We start from the raw sequence: 17,638 nt of genomic DNA, 5'->3' as shown, positions 1-17,638 counted from the left end.
ATCTAAGCTTCACACAAGCCCATGGCAATTAAGGTTGGTTGATTTGTCTTTTAAAAGCCTCGCCGGCCCTAAATTGAATGGACTTTGATGCGGCAATTTTGAGAGGAGCGCCTGTGGCAGGATTTCGACCGATACGGGCACTTCGCACGCTTTGGGAAAAAGAACCAAGGCCGCCAATTCTGACCTGCTCATTGGCACTCACTGCCTCGATTACCCGACAAATCATGGACTCTAGAACGCGCTCAGCATCGGCATAGCCAATATCCGCTGCCACTGCCATGGATTCGATTATTTGCACTTTATTCATTTCTTGCCAATTGATAGAAATCACATTTATTTGGCGCAAATTTAACAGGGCTTTGTGACAAATTAACTCTTATTGAGTCCGTCAGCCACTAAAACTCTTGTGAAGTAGCCGATTTCGTTTTAACCTTATCAAAAGTATTCCACCTCAATCAAAAGGGAGCAGTATGTCAGCTAATAAAACAATCAAAAAGTTAAGCAAAAAATTAGAGAAACTAGAAGCGGCAAAAGAAAAAGTCTCTAAAAAACTGGTTAAAGCAACAGCCTCTAAAGCTTCCAAAGATTCCAAAAAGGTAGCTAGTAAAAAAGCTGCTCCTAAAAAAACGACCGCCAAGAAAGTAGTTAGCAAAAAGGCGGCTACTAAAAAGGTAGTTAGCAAAAAAACTGCCACTAAAAAGGTGGCTAGTAAAAAAGCGGTAGCGAAGAAGGTTGTTGCTAAAAAGGCTCCTGCAGCCCCAAGCACCCCAAGCAGCACGCCTACAGCTTAAAGGGGCACAAAGCCCCTTTTTTCAGAGCTTTAGTTAATCCTCAAGCTCTAGCTCGAGATGCAGAGAGGACTCTGCATCAGCTAGCTCGGCATACTCCATCGCCGCCATCTGATCTTCAAAAGACAGCTGCGCAAAACGATCTGCCGCTTCAAAGTTTTTTTCTCTGTAATTATCGAGCGCCAACAGTTGATTCCAGGCCGCCTTTTGATAGTACTCGGCAGACATTCTTCTTAATTCAATAACCTTGTCACTTTGATTTTGATCTAGCATTTTTGTCTCCTTCAATGAGCCATTGAACTTGACTGTGATGCTCTACTTTTCTCATGACATCTTGATGAATGCTTGATGCTCATTGTCATATTTGAGCTCGATTTATCAAGGCCAAATATGACAATTTCACCTTTTAAAATTTACCGAAAAATATTTCAGTTCACGATAGATTTGTCACATTAATTCATCAAGAATGATGGCTACTTATGGGAGATGAAGAGCAATTCTGTTCCTTACTGGTTCCTCAGTTTGTTCTAACAGCCCATAGGTAACCACATCTGATTCATTTAGGGAGAGTAATGATGACTACTTTTACTACTGAAGATCGCGAGCTAGTTGAAAAAGAGCCTATTCCTTTTTATGGCTACTGCCACTTAAACGATGTATCCAAGGATGCAAGTCCACTGTTACATCCTGTATTAAAGAAAATTAAGGTGGAATACAGAGTGGAAGACAGTAGCGAAGATTTAGAAGATTAGGCTTTAAGGTCTTTTAAATTTTTTTCCGCTTGAGCTCACAAAAACACCGCCTTGGTGCAATTCTTGTATGGCACAGTAAGTTCGCCGCAGGCACCCGTTTTTTAAGTCATTTTGATAGGGCTTGATCACTAAAAAATTATTTTTGCTGTCATGCAACATACACAAATAGGTGCTAGTCTAACTAAGTATTAACCCTAATACATTTAGATAAGGAGCGTTAAATGACACAATTATTGAGCCTCTTTAATCAAGTTTTCGGCACCTATGCCAAAAGCAACGATTTGGAGCAATTTATCAATAGCCATCACCCTACTAGCCATCAGCAAGTAGACGAACTTACCCGTGATTACCTCTATCACTACACCACATTGCGGGGGCTATAAATTATGAACAAGATTAAACAGATGATTACTGACCTCCTAGATGCCTGGTTAGAGGCCAGGTCTGAGCAAGCGCGGTATTACAACAAACATTGTCATATTGAGTAGCGCCATGCTGACGACTGAGTTTCTTGTACGAAATCAGTATGCCAAATATGGATCTTGGTTAAAAACCCAAGATCCTCAAACTCTCCACAACTACTTTGGCCACTCAATGAATAAAAAGGCCATTGATACTCTTGTAAAGCAATTTGCGAAAGATCATAAGAATAATTATTTCTTAGTGGCCAAAATTGATGGCAAGTGGGCGGGAACGATTCATATTGCTTCGCATGGTACCGAAGTAGAGTTTGGTGTAATCGTAGGTCAAAAATATCGCAAACAAGGAATTGCCGACACCATGATGGATGAGGCTATTACTTGGGCTCGTAATCGCCACTACAAAGATCTCTTTATGCATTGCATTAGCTGGAATAGACCCATCAAACGCCTGTGCGAAAAACACGGTTTAGTGCCGCGCAATATGCTGGGCGACTCAGAAGCCAACTTACAACTAGAACCGCCAAATTGGGGAACGTATTTCAAGGAACAAATGATCATTGCCAAACGCAATTGGTTTTTGCTAGCCCCTTTTGCACAGAATCATTTTTTACTAGGGAGATAGTGCATGGATTACTCTAATGCCCAGCTAACCATGACTGTTTTAATGACGCCAGATAAAGCAAACTTTACTGGCAATGTTCACGGTGGTGACTTGCTGAAATTGCTCGATCAAGTAGCGTATGCCTGCGCTAGTCGCTATGCGGGCAAGCAAGCAGTTACGCTAAGCGTTGATCAGGTAACTTTTAGACAGCCCATTCATGTAGGCGAGCTAGTAACCTGCCTTGCATCGGTCAATTTCACTGGAAACACCTCAATGGAAATTGGCATTAAGGTGATTGCGGAAAACATTCAGTCGCAGATTAAGCGCCATGTGAATAGTTGCTTTTTTACCATGGTGGCAATTGGTCAAGATGGCAAGCCATCAGCAGTGCCGGCATTTATTCCCCAAACACCTGATGAATTACGTCGTCACAGAGGGGCAAAACTTCGTAGAGAAATGCGTCTTCAATACGAGGAAGAGGCATTAGACATCAGAAGCTCCAGAGCAATCGATATCACAGAAAATTAAAGCTAACCCCTTAAAAAAAGACCACCCGAAGGTGGTCAAAGTCAGAGACAAATAGATTTGTGAATTGATTTAATCAACTTGGACGTTGCCGTCTTTAATCACTTTGGCGTAACGCACTCGGTCGCTTTCAATTCTGGCTTTAAACGCTGCTGGTGCTAATGGCATTGGTGTAGCGCCCTGCTGAATAAGAGTTTGCTTAGTATCTTGCTCGGAGATCACTGCCTTAATGTCTGCAGCAATTTTGTCTACGAGCACTGGAGGTGTGCCTGCTGGCGCTGCAATACCAATCCAAGAGGCAGCATCAAATCCAGGAACACCGGACTCTGCAATCGTGGGTAAGTCAGGCATGGCTGGTGAGCGCACTAGTGAGCTGGCGCCGAATGCTTTGAGCTTTCCGGACTTGACTGAACCAATGGACTCTAAAACGGTTGAGAAATACATATTCACATGGCAATACTCTCAGCACAGCCTCACAACTCTCTTTGCCCAATTGGATCAGAGCGCGGGGAATGTCCTTCTACCAGATGAGCCTTATGGGAGGCAGTGCGCTGGGTGCATTTGTATGGGGAAAGATCACCAACTCTACTGATGTCACTACAGGCGTTGTAGCGAGCGCTATTTTTGGCATCGTAGCACTAGTATTAATCCGCAAACATCGCATTCATGGTCATGAGGGAGAGGATTTATCTCCCGTCTGCCCGATAGAGAGACCGCATCCCTCAAGAGACATTGATCCTCATGAGGGACCTGTGATGATTTCGATTGAATATCACATTCACCAAGAGCAGGCGGACGCCTTTAGGAAATTGATGGCAAAGACCAGAGGCTCACGCCTAAAGCAAGGCGCTTTGTCTTGGAGTCTTTTTGAAGATGTCGAACATGCAGGTAAGTTTTTAGAGTATTTCGTATTTGAAACATGGGCAGACTATCTCAGACGCTTTGATCGGTTTACTGCTGATGACTTAGCGATGCAAGAAGAACGTCACCGGCTGCATATTGATTCCAGCCCACCGAAGCTCACTCGTCGAATTGCTACACAATTAAAACACTGACTTTACTGCTTGATTAGCAGCTTTATTGCATGTTCTTGCTTTGCTCCATGAGATCGTCAAAGACTTTTTCCATCTTGGAGTTTGTCCCTCGGATACCAAGAACCACTGCTGCAGACCATGCGAAATATTCTTGTTTGCGCCTTAGATCCCAACCAGTTGGAGGTGAGCTCAGAATATCGCGAACATTACAAATCTTATCTGCCAACTTAACGAGCTTTGCTTCATGACTTGCAAAAGGTGCATGCTCTACCTGCAAGCGTTTACGCACATCCTTGGCCAGCGATTTATCGTCGGTCACTTCTTTGACAATGGCAGTGACCTTTTTACCAAAGTGAGCCAGTAATTCTTCTTCGGTAGTTTCGGTGTCTTCAATCACATCATGCAATAGAGCTGCGCACAGCACATCCCACGAAACTACACCACCCTGATTTACCAAGACATTCACAAGATCAATGGGGTGATTGATATACGGCGTGATTTGCGCATCTTTACGGCGCTGATTCTTATGCTTGTCGGCAGCAAACGCTAAGGCTTGCACAAAATGATTAATCATGATGTCCCTATTATAGGGAGGCTCTATGACTCCATTAAGCGACTCTGATAGCTGCTAATGGTAACGTGCAAATGTGTGAGAAATACCCAAAGAGAGAATGCTACTCAACGAATGTGCACTTTAAGGAAATCGATACGCCATCTTTTTTGGGTTTAATGGTAAGCGCTCCAGTTCGACGATCTAAAGACGCTGAACTCGTACCCCTATCCCAAGTAAAAGTAGTTTTACTGACCTTACCAATGCAGGTCTCCGAATTAAATCCATCTAATACAGAGATTGGCAAATTGTAGTTAGCCTCTGACCAGAGGATTCTGATGCTCTCCGCTTTTACATATTCACTTGAGCATGAGTATGTAATGTCTCTTAATGGACTAGGTTTGGTTTTATTGCCGGCCTGTGTTGCCGAGTTTGCGCTGGAGTTTGCCCATGCTACGACATTGACATTGGCCAGCAAAATTGCACAGATCAAAACTAGTTTGTTTCTCTTCATGGATCGGACGGAATCTGAATTTATCTTCAATAACTCTAAATATAAGGCACACCCTCTTACGCCACCCAAGTCTATGCCAAGAGCCTAATTTTGCAAAACACCCCAAAACCTCACCCAATATTGCTGTATTTAAGACACTTTTCTATATTTCCCCCCTATTTTCCTCAATTAGGCGTAGGCTGATAGTGGTAGTTCAAGCAGTTTGGAGCAGTTCACTTTGCCTCGCGCAAAAAGGAGCATATATGTACATATATCCCAAAAAGAGTGTGCCAGTTGCGCACAAAATTGTCCGCTTACCCAAGTCTAGATTTGAGCGACTAAAAGACGAACTCATTGAAATAAAGCAAAGCCTACGAGATTTTTTCTCTGCTGCGCCATTGTGGGAATGGATCATTGGCGGCATTGTGGTCTTTGGTGCATACAGTTATTTCGCTGGCTACTTTTCAGACTTTTGGACATCACTCAATCCACTCTATCGTTAAGAGTGTAAGTTTGATAAAAGCCAAAATCTGACACGAGATTTTTCGAAGTTTTAAATAGACAATCAGTCCAGCTTCAAGGAGTCTTGATGGCCAATTAGCCCTACAGCGCATGAGTCATTATTTTGTCATATAGGCTTAATTGCTGAGGCTATCTATGCAAATCAATCACTTAGAGCATGCATGATTTTGGTGCCATGCAACTAGATTTCACCTGCTAAAAAACCCTAAAATTCATTAGACAAAGTCTTACCAATACCTCAGCATATTGTTTATGCCGATGAGTCAGCTGATCATGCCGATGGTCTCGTTTCGATACAGCTTGGGTCATCTGATTTATTGGCAACCAACGCAATGATAAAAGCGGAGTAGGCACCATGTTTGACAGCAAAAAACCGATTAACTATCACCTATCTTTTTCAAATGAAATTGGAGCAGGCTCAAAGGTATTGGGAAACCTAGAAGGCAAAGGTAACTTTCGGGTTGCTGGGCATTTTGTGGGTAATATTTCCGAAGTGAAAGACAGTGCTTCAACCTTAGTGATCGATAAAGAAGGTCTTTTAACGGGTGACCTGCATTACTCCAATCTGATTGTTGCTGGAACGATTGAGGGCTCGATTACGGTTGATGAAAAAATGGAGGTTTACCCAACCGCTGTCATCCGTGGCGATATTCGTTACAAAACCCTCGATATTCACCCAGATGCCAAGGTTAACGGCTTGTTATCGTGTGTCGACCTTGATAAAACTAGCTCAAAAGATTCCGAGATCCTGCCTTTTGATACCAAAAAGAAAGCCTCATAAGTCACTTTCTCTCAATTACCTTAACTGCTTCCTCATTCAGGAGTAATCATGGTTTTTAAAATCTCACCAAAAGAAGAATTTCATATTACCGAGCGCATGACTTATCGCAAAGATAATAAAGAGATAAATTGTGGCTTTCTTTGGAAAACGGGTAACTTCGTAACATCACACCCACCAGATTTTTTAGCCACCTATGAAGAGTCTATTGGATTAAGTCTGGGCAATCAGGATTTTTCAGAAGTTAACCTCTCATCCGAAGGGCAAAAATTAATTTATTTTTCTGAAACTACTCCTAAGGATGAGCAAACTGCGCTAAGAGCAATCTTTGAAGGCAGCAAAACAACGGATGATTTTGATATTGGCTTTCAGCACAAAGGGTGGCAATTAGTCGATATGGATGTTGTGATGTGGGGTGAGTTGTCTGTTAACGCAGCATAGATGAACACCTTGCTTCATCGCAATCTTTTTCCTACCAAATAAAAAACCACCCTAAGGTGGTTTTTTATTTTCTCAATTCTTGTTTCGCCTCAAACCCAAAACTTACGCAACTCTTTGTAAAAATACGGGAATAGCTTCTTCAATAGAAAACGTCTTTTGAGGAACAGGAGAAATTTGACCGGACGATCTGATATCTGCCCCGATCATTTCTGCACAGTGATGAGCGTTAGCCAAGTATTGATCTAAGCTTTGATTAAACGCAAAGAAATTACCGTTTTCGATATGCACCACTTGGTTCAGAGTGAGGCCACTCAAATTTGCTAACCCTTGCAGTGTGATGCCGCTGGACTCACGTGCCTTATGAAGCAGCTTCCCTGTCTCTCTAGCGCATTTAATCTCCGTTAAATTTGCCATTTACATCTCCGTTTTGCGAATCAGAAGGCGATATTCCCACTTTGAGTATGTGATGTCAACTAGCTCTTAGGGTAATGCAGCATCCTTTTTAACTACTATTTTCTACTGCAGTGCACCATAAATGCCTACTCGTCTTTCATATTCGCGCTCTTGACGATCGGCTGCAAACGATTTCTCTCTTCTGTTAAGAACTTGATGAAATCTGCTTGCGAGCCTGGTGCTGGCTCAATACCCTGTGGAATCAAGCGAGATTTAAGAGCATTAGTATCCAAAGCTGCCTGAATCGCGCCATTCATTTTGGAAATGATCTCCGGTGACGTACCTTTAGGTGCAAAGAGCCCCGCCCAGTGGCCAATAAAGATATTGGGATAGCCCAACTCTTTGGTTGTGGGTACGTTCGGCAAACGGGTGATACGTTTATTCCAGGTAGAGGCCAATGGTCTAAGCTTGCCACCTTCAATTTGTGGGAGCACCACTACGCTAGCCTCAGAAGTTGCATCAACCTGCTTGGATACCACTGCGAATACGCCCTCGGATCCAGACTTGTAGGGAATGATTTCGTAATTACCACCACCTGCATAAAGCTTGAGCATTTCTGCAACAAAGTGTGGCGTACTACCAGATCCTGCTGTTGCAAATGTCACGCCAGGTTTACCTTTAGCTTTTGCCAGCAATTCTTTAAAGTTCTGAATCGGCGAATCGCTATTGACCACAATGATGGATGGGCTCACCGCCATCATGCCAACAGGCACTAAATCCTCTTGTTTGTACGGCATATTGTTACGCAGCATCGGAATCGTCACTACGCCACCTGCAGCACCTGCATAAAAAGTGTAACCATCCGGAGCACTCTTGGCTACGTAATCACCGCCAAGCACGGAGCCAGCACCCGGTTTGTTTTCTACAATCACGGGTTGACCCAATTGCTTACTCACCCCTTCAGCAACTGCACGTGCCACTAAATCGTTTGCACCGCCTGGACCAAAGCCAACAATGAACTTGATTGGACGATTAGGCCAGGGGTCCGCAGCGATTGCAGTAGTGCCGATGATGGCAAACATCATCGAGAGAAAAATTTTGGATGGCTTGATGAATTTCATGAGTTTCATGTGAGGCTCTGATGAGTTGTTAGTTGTGACGGTTTATGAGAACTTCTTTTCTAGCGCGTCAAAGTCTTCTTTTTTGACAACGCTTTGACGCTCTGCAAAGGAGGCTACTAAGGTAGGGTCTTCTTTGAGTTCGCCAGTCTTCTGTAGATGCTCTAGGGCATTGGTCATACCGCGCACCGCACCTTGCAAGGCAGCGTTTGCATACAGCACGATACCAAAACCCATCTCAGATAAGTCCTTTAATGGTAGTGAGGGGGTTTTACCGCCAATCACGATATTAATTAACTGTGGGCAATAGGTTTGAGAAGCGATGAGCTTCATCTCCTCTACACTTTCTGGCGCTTCGATAAAAGTCATATCTGCACCAGCCTGTGCATAGTTTTGCGCTCTATCCAACGCATCTTCCAATCCAGTGATTGATCTAGCATCGGTTCTGGCGATGATTAAAAAATCATCATGAATTCGCGCATCGGCTGCTGCTTTAATCTTGCCGCACATTTCTTCTTTGCTAATGATAGTTTTACCGGCAAAGTGACCACAACGCTTTGGCATGGCTTGGTCTTCGATTTGTACTGCATTGGCACCTGAGCGCTCAAGGACTTTAATCGTATGATGAACGTTGACGGCATTACCAAAGCCAACATCGATATCCACTATGAGTGGTAATTGAATGACATCTCTAATGGCCGCAGTGTGCGCTGCAATATCGTTTAGGCTAATAAAACCGAGATCTGGAATCCCGTAGAACTGATTCGTGAGTCCTGCCCCGCTGAGATAGACTGCCTCAAAGCCAGCGTCTTCAATCACCCTAGCGGCTAGAGCATTACCCGCTCCTGGCACTAATAAGCCTCTGCGCTCATTGATGAGTTTGCGCAATCGCGTGCCTAAATGCGTTGAGCCATCTTGCTGTGGCATGGTAGTCTCCTTTTTACAGAATTATAAAGATGAACTGAGAGACGGATGCAAGAAAAACAAGCTATCACTGGAATTGATTGCCACGCCCATATCATGGCTGTGGACTTTCCTTTGGCCCCTGAAATCCACTCTCACCCCATTCGTGATATCACTGCCGATGAATACCTTTCCGTTTTGGATGCACATGGCATTTCTCATGGCGTGTTAACGGCGCCCAGCTTTTACGGTCCCAACAACACTCTCTTATTAGAGGCTCTCAAGCGGCACCCCAATACTTTGCGTGGTACCGTCATAGTCGATGTAAATTTGGCAAAAGCTGATCTTGAGCATCAATTACTTGCCATGCGGGAGCATGGTGTTGAAGGTGTTCGTCTCAATTGGATTAAGAGGCAATCTATTCCTGATATTGATAGCCCTCAATACAAAACCTTGTTAGGTGTAGCAAAAGATCTTGGCCTTCATGTTGAGTTATTTTTAGAGGATTACTTGCAAGAGCGGGTGGTTCCACAGATTTTGGCCAGTGGTGTCACGTTGGTACTAGATCACTTTGGTAATCCCGATCCTCGGCTTGGCGTGAATAGCACTTCCTTCCAAAATACTTTACGCGGCCTTAGCGAGGGTCAAGTTTGGGTGAAGCTTTCTGCGCCCTACCGCTTCGGTTCCCTAGATGGTGTCAGTATTGAACCGTACCTTGATGCTTTAGTCGCTGCAAACCCCAAGCAATTGGTATGGGCTAGCGATTGGCCTTGGCTCAGTTATGAGGGCCTCTTTACTTATCAAGACTGTATTGATTGGATTGAGTCTGCAGTTGACGATCCCGCAATTTGGGAAGATATTTTGATCAACAACCCCAAAACACTTTTCCACTTTTAGCGTTTTAATTTTTTAATGGCTCTTTTTTATCTAAGGTACTAATATGCGTCACACATTCACACAACAATTTAATAGAGGTCTACTCTTTCTGGGGATCATCTCTTTATTAGGTGGATCCGCATCCGCCCAGACCGTGACTAAATTGATTGTGCCTACTGCACCTGGCGGTGGTACTGATGCCCTCTTTAGAGTAGCCTCAAAAGATGCGCAACGTTTTATTGGTGGTCCAATTAGCATTCAGAACGTACCTGGGGCAGGCGGCACGATTGGTCTTGCTCAGGTGGTGAACTCCGCCCCCGATGGATACACATTAGCTGGTGTATGGCCATCACCAGTTACTGTAGTTCCACAAACGAGCAAAGTACCATACACTCCGAGCGACTATATTCCAGTTGTGCAGCTCTCTACTGCACCCTATATCTTCTGCGTTCATCCTGACTTCCCCGCTAATGATGGCAAGTCTTTTATGGAAGAGTTGCGTAAGAATCCCAAGAAATATACCTATGGCACCGATGGTCTTGGTGGCCCCGCTCAATTAGCGACAGAGCGTATTTTTAGACCACAAAATATTCAAGCGGTAGACGTTCCTTATAAAGGTGCTGGCGAAACCATTATTGGTTTCTTATCAAACCAAATTGATATTTATGTTGGCTCCATTCCACCAGTCATTCAGCATGCCAATGTTGGTAAAGCGAAATGCTTGCTAGTCTCTTCTGCCAATCGCAATGCGCAGTTTCCCAATGCAAGCTCTTTGAAGGATATTGGCCTTGCTAAAGAAGAAACTTTGCTCTGGAGAATTGTCTTAGCACCAAAGGGTACGAAGCCTGAACGCATTCATCAAATCGCCAAGGCGTATAGCCAAGCAATGAAAGAGCCAGATACCTTGCGCTACCTAGATGAGGTGGGTGAATCTTCAGCAGTACTCACCGGCAAGGAGCTACAAAACAAACTTGATCAAGAATATGCTGCATTTAGTCAAATTGCGAAGAGTTTGAATCTTCGTTAAGTCGCGACTTGACGTCGCTTCTTAGCAAGCTCTTGTAGCTCCTGACATTTAGGGTTGGGTGTTCCATCCTCATTGAGGATATTAAAATTTCGGCAAGTACTAGAACGCTGTTCGTAGATTGAGCAGCGATAGCCTTCTTCTGCTGTATACCTGAGCGCAACACAGGGTGCCCCACCCTTTTCTGTCCCTTTCATGCAGACTAGATGAGCTGAAACTTTCGTCGTGAGTTCTGCTGGCACTGTACCAGCGCCATTCCCCTCAATTTCTCCATGGTAAAAACTGACTCGTAAATGTTGGCAGCACATGCCGCATTCAAAACACGGATTTTTCTCTACGCCAATCACCATAGGCCCCAATCCCAATCCCCTAAGCCTGGCTGACTATTTTTTATTGGCGTCTTCAGGACAGTTTTCCCAATTCCCTTGATCAATTTTTCTCAGGTACTCAGGACTGGCAACTTGCATAGACAGAATCCGCCGATTAAAAATTCGATAACGCAAATTAAGCCCTGGGAAATCGTAGATACGAACTTTAGTGAAGACACCCGTATTTTGCTTACCAGCCCAACAAGAAATTCTAAAAGGCGTCTTCTGATATTGATTGATCAAAGTCTGCTCACTATCTGCACAGCTAATGCCATTTAATAACACTGGGCTACGCATTGGGTTGTGTACTGTAGGACACAAGTGGGTGATAGCCTTGACTGTCAAACTTTTATCATCCACATCCGCGTAATTGGTGGTCAATTCCATACGCTTCTTACTAACGTTGTATACCGATATACCTGGATATGGACTAGACTTCATGCGGGTCAGGAAATTATGCTTTTTGAGATCTGAAAAATTCTGCTCTAAGGCCATCCCATCCATACTCACCACAACTTCTTGAGAAATTTGCCTTGCAGGCCTTTGTAAGTAGGTCTCCAAGGGTTGGACTACCCAATACAAAATAAAAGCAATAACAGGAACGCCGTATATCACCGCAAGCCATTGATGATATCGAGGATATTTGTACCATAGATGGGCGCCTACTCTAATGAGCAATAGCGCAATGATTACGGTAGCGATGATTTCAAAAAATGGCATGAATACTAAACTCTAGTAACGTCTTTATTTACATTGAATAAATGATTATCCTCTCCTCTTGCCGGCTTACTAGAGGTTTTCAGCATCCACCCCTTAAGAGCTTCGCTATGCCTCATTTTAGGCGTAAGCATCAAAGAATAACCTTGGGAAATTACCAATCGGCAGTCCCCTGTTTACATTCCGCTTTTTAAATTTACCGCACTTACTATTAGCACTCATTACGAACAGATCGGCATTGAGGATTTCATATTCACAGCTGTCGTTTTTTAGCAATAATTTTAGGCTTTGTGAAAAAAAGTCCCTCCCTTTGATAGACATGTCATCTCAAATTCCTCAGACTTCGCACAAGCATTAGATCTGTGGAGCGAAATACTTACTTGTTTACCGCTTGAATTAGATTGCTCCTCAGTCTTTGGGTCAAAAACCTAACTAAGCCAGGAGGTAATGATGCGGATTCACCACTATCACGCTGAAGATGATGACTACTTTAATGAGTATGCCGATACCATTAAGTACGAAGTTTTAAAAGATCGCTTGCATTGGCAGCACAAGCTCCGCAAAGATATTCAATTGGAATATCGTTTTTTTGATGACGATTGTGACTTTGATTTTTGATGTAGTAGCATCCACTTGGCAGGCCCAAAAGAATTAGGGAATAAGGAGTCCGTGATTTCCTTATTCCCCCAAAAAAACCTGCTACAACTATTATTTTTTCAACTATTCCCTTAATAGGAACTGCGATTAAATGCCTGTTTTGTGGCACTTTCATGACGCTTAGTGTTTTTCAACACGGCGCAATAAGACAAAATCATGACAGCCGCCAATGAGATGCCGTTAAAGTTATTTAATAAGTCCATTTGTTTGCTCCTATAGTGGGTTTGCTTGTTTTACTTACTGCTATGTATATAAGGTTAGTGGGTCAAAAGCTCATGAAATGAGCTAGTTAAAAATAGTGTTTATCGGTGTTGTTTTCATGCGTTTCTTGATGCCTCGACCTATCTAGCCACCGGTAATTCATCCCACTTCGTGGTGTAGTTCGGTGATTTATTGTTTGATCTCATTTGCCAGACTTCTTTAGTAGTGTTTGTGCCAGCAGCTGCCGATCTGATTGCAGTATTCCCAAAACGTGTATTGATCTGATCAACCACTTTCATGAGACTGGCTGACTTGCCTTTGCTTTCGACATCCTCAAAGAGGGATTGCTGAATCGTTGGCTTATCACTAATGAGATTGAGAATGACCCCCGCCTTCTTGTAACGAAAGTTCGGTTGATAAATTTGTTTGAGACCCGCTAAAGCTGCATTGGTTAATGTCAGCGTGTTATCGCTTGCATTGGTCAGCGGAATAGTGATGCTTTGGTGATACTGTGGCTCATGCTGCTTAAACGGGTTTGTTTGAATAAAGACTGTCAATGCACCTGTCACACTATCTTGGCTTCTGAGCTTCTCTGCAGCCCGCGCTACATGAGTAGCAACCGATTGAGCAAGCTCTGCCTGGCTGGTTACCAACTTACCAAAACTACGTGAGGCAATGATTTGTTGTTTAGCAGGCGCGACTTCTTCCAACTTTAAGCAAGAGGTGCCGCGAAGCTCATAGCAGAGGCGCTCCATCACTACACCAAACTGTTGACGCATCACTTGTGGTGAAGCTTGCAAGAGATCAAACACACTATGAATATCTTGCGCTTTGAGTTTCTTGGCAATTTGTCTGCCAACCCCCCATACCTCACCTACTTCTGTCTCGCTCATCCACTGATAGAGCTCTTCTTTACTCATGGCACTGACATCGCATACACCAGAGAACTGTTTATGTTTTTTAGCTAAGTGATTGGCTAGCTTTGCCAGGGTTTTGCTCGCACCAATACCTACACATACTGGCAAACCCGTTGTATCTTTGACTTGTCGTTTGATACCCTGGCCTAGCTCGATCGCGTTTTGATATTGCTTTAAGACGGTCTCGATTTGCAGAAAGCTCTCATCAATGCTGTAGACCTCTAAATTAGGTGTGAAGCCGCGCAATACCTGAACTACACGGTTACTCATATCGCCATATAAAGTGTAGTTTGATGAGTAAGCCTGAATGCCATGCTTTCTGGCAAGTGCTTCCATCTGAAACCATGGCGTACCCATTTTTACACCTAGCGCTTTGACTTCAGCACTACGCGCGACTGCACAACCATCATTATTTGATAGCACCACCATCGGCACTTCTTCTAGCTTAGGCTGAAATACTCGCTCGCAAGAAACGTAAAAGTTATTTACATCAACCAAAGCGAACAATGAGTTTGATGCTAAATAAGCGCTCATTGCTTGCCACCTTTGTTATATCTGCTACTCGCATTGCTGTACTTACGCACCACGCCAACGACAACACCCCAAATTTGCAGTTCGCTACCCTCACTAAAAGTGATCGGCTGATAGCTTGGGTTTTCTGGCTGCAGCTCAATACGACCACGTAATTGGTAGAGGCGTTTGATGGTGTACTCACCATCGACTACAGCCACAACGATGTCTTTATGTTTTGGCTTAAGAGCTTTGTCGACAACCACTTTATCGCCATCACAAATACCCGCGCCCAGCATCGAATCCCCCTTCACGGTAAACATGAATGTTGCTGGCTTGTTTTGGACGAGGTAATGATTTAAATCAAGGCCATCCTCAGCGTAATCTGCTGCCGGACTGGGAAATCCCGCTGAAATCCGGTGACTCAGAAGCTTGAGCTCATAGGCGGCAAAATGACCCGCCAAGGCTTGTGGTGCCTGACTTAAGGTTACTTTTGGGGTGATTATTTCTTGCGTCATAGTCATTAATATACTGTATGTTTATACAGTATATGTAAAAACCGCAAAAATGAGGCTGATTTTGTTGTTTTGATGCTTTAGAGGGGTGTTTTGAGAGTTTCTAGCGAGGCCAATCTACAAATAAACCCAAGCGCTAGGGTCTCTTTTTCCGAGGAAGCGCCCCCATAATGGGTCTAGCAATTTACCAACATTCCGATACCACCGATTACGGTGGGGGAGACAAAGGAAGCTGTTTAAGCTTGTCCTGTTTTGTGCATAAAGATTTGCATATCCTCTTGGGAGACGGGCAAGTTCTTTAACTCAGTCGCATAAAGGCTTGAGCCAGGCAAACGATCAACCGATGCTGGAGTCAAGCGACCAACGGGTACTAGATACTCCTGCCAGAGATAGCGCATATGCATACTAAAGGCGCCAATCGGAACCTTTAACTCAATGGCACGCTCCGTTAAGCGTTCACACAAAATTCTCGGCTCTTCAACATGCATCTCAAAAAGATGTGGTCTTTCTGATTTCGCTCTCTTTTCATAGCGCTCAACATGGTAATCGCGATACGTCCTTGTACCAAAATCAAAAATATTATCAGCAATCGCGCGTGATAGCCAATAGGCGTCTGTTGAGTCGTAAGTATGTGAAAGGATGTCTTGTAACTTTCTTTGATAGTTCTCTTTGTATTTTTGAGTTTTGTGGCTATAAAAAGGATGTGTCTTCATATAGCTGGCAACTAAGCCGCCCAAAATCACTAAGCCTCCGATCAATATGCCCTCAGTCATACCCTAAATCTCTTTTCCTGTTGATGAGCTCAATCTCGGAGCAACGAGACAGAAACCCAACTAAGATGGTGAATTACCTAAGCCTACCAAAAAATGATGTCATCTGCACAAGGCATGGCACATTTTGTGTGCAAGGCGAAATTGACAGTATCTAGAGGGGGCTAGCAAAACATGAATGCCAGAATGGCAGGGTCATCCAGAAATGCATTAGAGAGGTAAACGCTAACTCGGAAAATCCAAGGGTTTATTGACTCAATGATTTCAGAAAAATATTCCATGGCGCCATTGTAATGGCCACCTAACTCCCTAGGAAGTCTGACTTGCCAATCTCTACCCCGTTGTGGCGCAGGATGTTATAGGCAGTAGTCACATGAAAGTAAAAGTTTGGAATGATCCAAGTCATTAAGTATTGATCGCCCACAAACTCAAAGTTCCATTCTCTAATCGAGAACTTAATCTCTTTGGCTTCAGTGCCATCAACCTGTTCGGGCTTAATGCTCTTAGCAAAGGCAATCGTTTTAGCAATGCGCTCTTGCAGTTCTGTAAATGTAGATTCATTGTCATCAAACTTGGGTGGCTCTACGCCAGCCAAACGTGCCATGCCGTTTTTGACTTGGTCACAGGCAATCTGTACTTGCTTTGCGAGTGGGAACATATCAGCAGCAAGACGACTACCGACTAATACTGTGTCATCAATATTCTTGGCCTTAGCAAACTCTTCACCCTTTTTCAGAATATTCGAAAGATTGCTTAGCATCTTAGTAAATTGCGGAATTGATGCTTGGTACATTGACATTGCCATAAAGACTTTTACTTTCTGTATTAATTTATTTTAGCTTCTGGCTTACTCGATCAGACATCATCCATAAAACCACCGCCACCACTGTCATCCCAAGAGCTTGAGCTCGCATCATCCCAAGAGCTTGCATCATTCACACCAAAGTTAGGCGCATCGGGTGCAGGACCACCCACTTGGTTAAAGTCATTATTGATGTTTGGATTTGTATGTTGACTGCCACCCATAAGATGACTTGCCAAGGCCTCACCCGCAACCATGCCAGCACCTAATGCTGCGCCAGTTGCCAAACTGCCCATCAAGCCACTACCCATGCCTGATGCTGGTGCACCAGGATAACCAGGGGGATAAGCTCCAGGAGCCCCCGGCATTCCAGAATACGGGCCATTAGCTGTTGGTGCGTTATAGACCTGAACTGGGCCTGGGCGCTTTCTCATGAAGAAGACCACGCCCGCAACCAAGATTGCAATCAAGATCCAAAACAATGGGCTACTAAAGATTGATCCTGCACCCGCATTGGCATGCGCAGGCACACTACCAGCTCGTAACTGAGCCTGTAATCGTTGTACAGATTCTGGTTGAGCAAAAGGCAAGCCTGGCGCTAAGTTCTCCGCTTGCACAAATGCACTCCTTGCCGCATCTAACTTACCTTCCTTTAAGTAGAGCTCAGAAGCAATGTAATGTGCTTTGGCACTATTAGGATGATTCTGCAAAACTTCTTTCATCATGGCATCGGCTTTAGCCAACTGGCCAGATTGAATGGCTTGAGAAACCTCAGGCAAAGTTGCTTCTGCTAAAGCAAGATTGCTAGTGAGCAATAGCGTGCTGGCAACAACGCCAACAAACAACTTCAGTACATTGCGCATCTTCATCATGACTCCTTATAGGATATTTCACTACGATTTTTATTATCACCAGTTTAGGTATTTTTGCTATTCCCTAGTTATATGGGGGCTTTTAGGGG

At 43.9% G+C, this 17,638-nt stretch carries 28 protein-coding genes; 12 read left to right on the top strand and 16 right to left on the bottom strand.

What is annotated here, in order from left to right:
- Nucleotides 1-28: 28 nt before the first annotated feature.
- Entirely contained in the window at nt 29-307 is a 279-nt protein-coding gene (locus ICV38_RS03600) for an HU family DNA-binding protein (protein ID WP_215382383.1), read from the bottom strand.
- Nucleotides 308-470: 163 nt separating this feature from the next.
- Between ICV38_RS03600 and ICV38_RS03595 the strand changes: the two genes are divergently transcribed.
- Nucleotides 471-791 (top strand): hypothetical protein, encoded by a 321-nt coding sequence (locus tag ICV38_RS03595; RefSeq protein ID WP_215382382.1) that lies wholly within the window; start codon nt 471-473, stop codon nt 789-791.
- Nucleotides 792-824: 33 nt separating this feature from the next.
- Here the strand turns inward: ICV38_RS03595 and ICV38_RS03590 are convergent, their stop codons facing one another.
- Entirely contained in the window at nt 825-1,061 is a 237-nt protein-coding gene (locus tag ICV38_RS03590) for a hypothetical protein (protein WP_215382381.1), read from the bottom strand.
- A gap of 299 nt (nt 1,062-1,360) precedes the next feature.
- Between ICV38_RS03590 and ICV38_RS03585 the strand changes: the two genes are divergently transcribed.
- From ICV38_RS03585 to ICV38_RS03570, 4 genes are all read left to right on the top strand, one after another.
- On the top strand, nt 1,361-1,540 hold the full coding sequence (locus ICV38_RS03585; RefSeq protein ID WP_215382380.1) for a hypothetical protein: 180 nt from the start codon (nt 1,361-1,363) through the stop codon (nt 1,538-1,540).
- A gap of 221 nt (nt 1,541-1,761) precedes the next feature.
- Nucleotides 1,762-1,923, top strand: coding sequence for a hypothetical protein (locus ICV38_RS03580; protein ID WP_215382379.1), 162 nt, complete (start codon nt 1,762-1,764; stop codon nt 1,921-1,923).
- A gap of 109 nt (nt 1,924-2,032) precedes the next feature.
- The gene (locus ICV38_RS03575; RefSeq protein WP_215382378.1) at nt 2,033-2,584 is read left to right on the top strand and encodes a GNAT family N-acetyltransferase; all 552 of its coding nucleotides are present in this window, start codon (nt 2,033-2,035) and stop codon (nt 2,582-2,584) included.
- Nucleotides 2,585-2,587: 3 nt separating this feature from the next.
- The gene (locus tag ICV38_RS03570) at nt 2,588-3,091 is read left to right on the top strand and encodes an acyl-CoA thioesterase (RefSeq protein ID WP_215382377.1); all 504 of its coding nucleotides are present in this window, start codon (nt 2,588-2,590) and stop codon (nt 3,089-3,091) included.
- A gap of 69 nt (nt 3,092-3,160) precedes the next feature.
- On the opposite strand, the gene ICV38_RS03565 is transcribed toward ICV38_RS03570, so the two are convergent.
- Nucleotides 3,161-3,532, bottom strand: a complete 372-nt coding sequence (locus ICV38_RS03565) for a tripartite tricarboxylate transporter substrate-binding protein (protein WP_215382376.1) — start codon at nt 3,530-3,532, stop codon at nt 3,161-3,163.
- Between ICV38_RS03565 and ICV38_RS03560 the strand changes: the two genes are divergently transcribed.
- Complete coding sequence (locus ICV38_RS03560) at nt 3,520-4,143, top strand: MFS transporter (RefSeq protein WP_215382375.1); 624 nt, start codon at nt 3,520-3,522, stop codon at nt 4,141-4,143. The two genes, ICV38_RS03565 and ICV38_RS03560, sit on opposite strands and share 13 nt — an antisense overlap.
- 22 nt (nt 4,144-4,165) lie before the next feature.
- Here ICV38_RS03560 and ICV38_RS03555 read toward each other — a convergent pair whose 3' ends face one another.
- Together ICV38_RS03555 and ICV38_RS03550 are read right to left on the bottom strand one after the other, a co-directional pair.
- On the bottom strand, nt 4,166-4,693 hold the full coding sequence (locus ICV38_RS03555) for an HD domain-containing protein (protein WP_215382713.1): 528 nt from the start codon (nt 4,691-4,693) through the stop codon (nt 4,166-4,168).
- A 103-nt stretch (nt 4,694-4,796) separates the two neighbouring features.
- On the bottom strand, nt 4,797-5,186 hold the full coding sequence (locus ICV38_RS03550) for a hypothetical protein (RefSeq protein WP_215382374.1): 390 nt from the start codon (nt 5,184-5,186) through the stop codon (nt 4,797-4,799).
- A gap of 242 nt (nt 5,187-5,428) precedes the next feature.
- On the opposite strand from ICV38_RS03550, the gene ICV38_RS03545 reads away from it, so the two are divergent.
- The 3 genes from ICV38_RS03545 (at nt 5,429) to ICV38_RS03535 (ending at nt 6,906) form a co-directional block, all read left to right on the top strand.
- A complete protein-coding gene (locus ICV38_RS03545; RefSeq protein WP_215382373.1) occupies nt 5,429-5,668 on the top strand; it encodes a hypothetical protein in 240 nt (79 codons plus the stop codon).
- A 374-nt stretch (nt 5,669-6,042) separates the two neighbouring features.
- The gene (locus ICV38_RS03540; RefSeq protein ID WP_215382372.1) at nt 6,043-6,468 is read left to right on the top strand and encodes a polymer-forming cytoskeletal protein; all 426 of its coding nucleotides are present in this window, start codon (nt 6,043-6,045) and stop codon (nt 6,466-6,468) included.
- A 48-nt stretch (nt 6,469-6,516) separates the two neighbouring features.
- On the top strand, nt 6,517-6,906 hold the full coding sequence (locus tag ICV38_RS03535; protein WP_215382371.1) for a hypothetical protein: 390 nt from the start codon (nt 6,517-6,519) through the stop codon (nt 6,904-6,906).
- A 102-nt stretch (nt 6,907-7,008) separates the two neighbouring features.
- On the opposite strand, the gene ICV38_RS03530 is transcribed toward ICV38_RS03535, so the two are convergent.
- From ICV38_RS03530 to ICV38_RS03520, 3 genes are all read right to left on the bottom strand, one after another.
- Entirely contained in the window at nt 7,009-7,320 is a 312-nt protein-coding gene (locus tag ICV38_RS03530) for a RodZ family helix-turn-helix domain-containing protein (protein ID WP_215382370.1), read from the bottom strand.
- A gap of 125 nt (nt 7,321-7,445) precedes the next feature.
- Nucleotides 7,446-8,420 carry a tripartite tricarboxylate transporter substrate binding protein gene (locus ICV38_RS03525; RefSeq protein WP_215382711.1) on the bottom strand — a complete coding sequence of 325 codons (975 nt, stop codon included), beginning with the start codon at nt 8,418-8,420 and terminating at the stop codon, nt 7,446-7,448.
- A 42-nt stretch (nt 8,421-8,462) separates the two neighbouring features.
- Nucleotides 8,463-9,344, bottom strand: a complete 882-nt coding sequence (locus ICV38_RS03520; protein ID WP_215382369.1) for an oxaloacetate decarboxylase — start codon at nt 9,342-9,344, stop codon at nt 8,463-8,465.
- A gap of 45 nt (nt 9,345-9,389) precedes the next feature.
- Here ICV38_RS03520 and ICV38_RS03515 point away from each other — a divergent pair, with 45 nt between their 5' ends.
- Nucleotides 9,390-10,217 (top strand): amidohydrolase, encoded by an 828-nt coding sequence (locus ICV38_RS03515; RefSeq protein ID WP_215382368.1) that lies wholly within the window; start codon nt 9,390-9,392, stop codon nt 10,215-10,217.
- A 43-nt stretch (nt 10,218-10,260) separates the two neighbouring features.
- Nucleotides 10,261-11,223 carry a tripartite tricarboxylate transporter substrate binding protein gene (locus ICV38_RS03510; protein ID WP_215382367.1) on the top strand — a complete coding sequence of 321 codons (963 nt, stop codon included), beginning with the start codon at nt 10,261-10,263 and terminating at the stop codon, nt 11,221-11,223.
- Here ICV38_RS03510 and ICV38_RS03505 read toward each other — a convergent pair.
- Together ICV38_RS03505 and ICV38_RS03500 are read right to left on the bottom strand one after the other, a co-directional pair.
- Nucleotides 11,220-11,570 (bottom strand): YkgJ family cysteine cluster protein, encoded by a 351-nt coding sequence (locus ICV38_RS03505; protein ID WP_215382366.1) that lies wholly within the window; start codon nt 11,568-11,570, stop codon nt 11,220-11,222. The genes ICV38_RS03510 and ICV38_RS03505 overlap by 4 nt on opposite strands.
- Before the next feature lie 33 nt (nt 11,571-11,603).
- On the bottom strand, nt 11,604-12,308 hold the full coding sequence (locus tag ICV38_RS03500; RefSeq protein ID WP_215382365.1) for a hypothetical protein: 705 nt from the start codon (nt 12,306-12,308) through the stop codon (nt 11,604-11,606).
- Between the two features lie 444 nt (nt 12,309-12,752).
- Here ICV38_RS03500 and ICV38_RS03495 point away from each other — a divergent pair, with 444 nt between their 5' ends.
- Nucleotides 12,753-12,923 carry a hypothetical protein gene (locus ICV38_RS03495; RefSeq protein WP_215382364.1) on the top strand — a complete coding sequence of 57 codons (171 nt, stop codon included), beginning with the start codon at nt 12,753-12,755 and terminating at the stop codon, nt 12,921-12,923.
- Between the two features lie 110 nt (nt 12,924-13,033).
- On the opposite strand, the gene ICV38_RS10330 is transcribed toward ICV38_RS03495, so the two are convergent.
- From ICV38_RS10330 to ICV38_RS03470, 6 genes are all read right to left on the bottom strand, one after another.
- On the bottom strand, nt 13,034-13,165 hold the full coding sequence (locus tag ICV38_RS10330) for a hypothetical protein (protein ID WP_256441297.1): 132 nt from the start codon (nt 13,163-13,165) through the stop codon (nt 13,034-13,036).
- 138 nt (nt 13,166-13,303) lie between these two features.
- Entirely contained in the window at nt 13,304-14,614 is a 1,311-nt protein-coding gene (locus tag ICV38_RS03490) for a Y-family DNA polymerase (RefSeq protein ID WP_215382363.1), read from the bottom strand.
- Complete coding sequence (locus ICV38_RS03485) at nt 14,611-15,114, bottom strand: LexA family transcriptional regulator (protein ID WP_215382362.1); 504 nt, start codon at nt 15,112-15,114, stop codon at nt 14,611-14,613. The genes ICV38_RS03490 and ICV38_RS03485 overlap by 4 nt, the downstream gene beginning before the upstream one ends.
- Before the next feature lie 227 nt (nt 15,115-15,341).
- Nucleotides 15,342-15,878, bottom strand: coding sequence for a hypothetical protein (locus tag ICV38_RS03480; protein WP_215382361.1), 537 nt, complete (start codon nt 15,876-15,878; stop codon nt 15,342-15,344).
- 298 nt (nt 15,879-16,176) lie between these two features.
- A complete protein-coding gene (locus ICV38_RS03475) occupies nt 16,177-16,680 on the bottom strand; it encodes a DUF1993 family protein (RefSeq protein WP_215382360.1) in 504 nt (167 codons plus the stop codon).
- A 50-nt stretch (nt 16,681-16,730) separates the two neighbouring features.
- Nucleotides 16,731-17,549, bottom strand: a complete 819-nt coding sequence (locus ICV38_RS03470) for a tetratricopeptide repeat protein (protein WP_251368216.1) — start codon at nt 17,547-17,549, stop codon at nt 16,731-16,733.
- Nucleotides 17,550-17,638: the final 89 nt, after the last annotated feature.

The organism is Polynucleobacter sp. MG-6-Vaara-E2, assembly GCF_018687695.1.
In the GTDB taxonomy this organism is placed as follows: domain Bacteria; phylum Pseudomonadota; class Gammaproteobacteria; order Burkholderiales; family Burkholderiaceae; genus Polynucleobacter.
The sequence above is the reverse complement of the archived record's forward strand: the minus strand, read 5'-3'. Positions and strand labels throughout refer to the sequence as shown.

Coding starts and splice junctions, on each gene's coding strand:
- ICV38_RS03600 (WP_215382383.1), bottom strand. CDS start 307: ATGAATAAAGTGCAAATAATCGAATCCATGGCAGTGGCAGCGGATATT.
- ICV38_RS03595 (WP_215382382.1), top strand. CDS start 471: ATGTCAGCTAATAAAACAATCAAAAAGTTAAGCAAAAAATTAGAGAAA.
- ICV38_RS03590 (WP_215382381.1), bottom strand. CDS start 1,061: ATGCTAGATCAAAATCAAAGTGACAAGGTTATTGAATTAAGAAGAATG.
- ICV38_RS03585 (WP_215382380.1), top strand. CDS start 1,361: ATGATGACTACTTTTACTACTGAAGATCGCGAGCTAGTTGAAAAAGAG.
- ICV38_RS03580 (WP_215382379.1), top strand. CDS start 1,762: ATGACACAATTATTGAGCCTCTTTAATCAAGTTTTCGGCACCTATGCC.
- ICV38_RS03575 (WP_215382378.1), top strand. CDS start 2,033: ATGCTGACGACTGAGTTTCTTGTACGAAATCAGTATGCCAAATATGGA.
- ICV38_RS03570 (WP_215382377.1), top strand. CDS start 2,588: ATGGATTACTCTAATGCCCAGCTAACCATGACTGTTTTAATGACGCCA.
- ICV38_RS03565 (WP_215382376.1), bottom strand. CDS start 3,532: ATGTATTTCTCAACCGTTTTAGAGTCCATTGGTTCAGTCAAGTCCGGA.
- ICV38_RS03550 (WP_215382374.1), bottom strand. CDS start 5,186: ATGAAGAGAAACAAACTAGTTTTGATCTGTGCAATTTTGCTGGCCAAT.
- ICV38_RS03545 (WP_215382373.1), top strand. CDS start 5,429: ATGTACATATATCCCAAAAAGAGTGTGCCAGTTGCGCACAAAATTGTC.
- ICV38_RS03540 (WP_215382372.1), top strand. CDS start 6,043: ATGTTTGACAGCAAAAAACCGATTAACTATCACCTATCTTTTTCAAAT.
- ICV38_RS03535 (WP_215382371.1), top strand. CDS start 6,517: ATGGTTTTTAAAATCTCACCAAAAGAAGAATTTCATATTACCGAGCGC.
- ICV38_RS03530 (WP_215382370.1), bottom strand. CDS start 7,320: ATGGCAAATTTAACGGAGATTAAATGCGCTAGAGAGACAGGGAAGCTG.
- ICV38_RS03525 (WP_215382711.1), bottom strand. CDS start 8,420: ATGAAATTCATCAAGCCATCCAAAATTTTTCTCTCGATGATGTTTGCC.
- ICV38_RS03520 (WP_215382369.1), bottom strand. CDS start 9,344: ATGCCACAGCAAGATGGCTCAACGCATTTAGGCACGCGATTGCGCAAA.
- ICV38_RS03515 (WP_215382368.1), top strand. CDS start 9,390: ATGCAAGAAAAACAAGCTATCACTGGAATTGATTGCCACGCCCATATC.
- ICV38_RS03510 (WP_215382367.1), top strand. CDS start 10,261: ATGCGTCACACATTCACACAACAATTTAATAGAGGTCTACTCTTTCTG.
- ICV38_RS03505 (WP_215382366.1), bottom strand. CDS start 11,570: ATGGTGATTGGCGTAGAGAAAAATCCGTGTTTTGAATGCGGCATGTGC.
- ICV38_RS03500 (WP_215382365.1), bottom strand. CDS start 12,308: ATGCCATTTTTTGAAATCATCGCTACCGTAATCATTGCGCTATTGCTC.
- ICV38_RS03495 (WP_215382364.1), top strand. CDS start 12,753: ATGATGCGGATTCACCACTATCACGCTGAAGATGATGACTACTTTAAT.
- ICV38_RS10330 (WP_256441297.1), bottom strand. CDS start 13,165: ATGGACTTATTAAATAACTTTAACGGCATCTCATTGGCGGCTGTCATG.
- ICV38_RS03490 (WP_215382363.1), bottom strand. CDS start 14,614: ATGAGCGCTTATTTAGCATCAAACTCATTGTTCGCTTTGGTTGATGTA.
- ICV38_RS03485 (WP_215382362.1), bottom strand. CDS start 15,114: ATGACTATGACGCAAGAAATAATCACCCCAAAAGTAACCTTAAGTCAG.
- ICV38_RS03480 (WP_215382361.1), bottom strand. CDS start 15,878: ATGACTGAGGGCATATTGATCGGAGGCTTAGTGATTTTGGGCGGCTTA.
- ICV38_RS03475 (WP_215382360.1), bottom strand. CDS start 16,680: ATGGCAATGTCAATGTACCAAGCATCAATTCCGCAATTTACTAAGATG.
- ICV38_RS03470 (WP_251368216.1), bottom strand. CDS start 17,549: ATGATGAAGATGCGCAATGTACTGAAGTTGTTTGTTGGCGTTGTTGCC.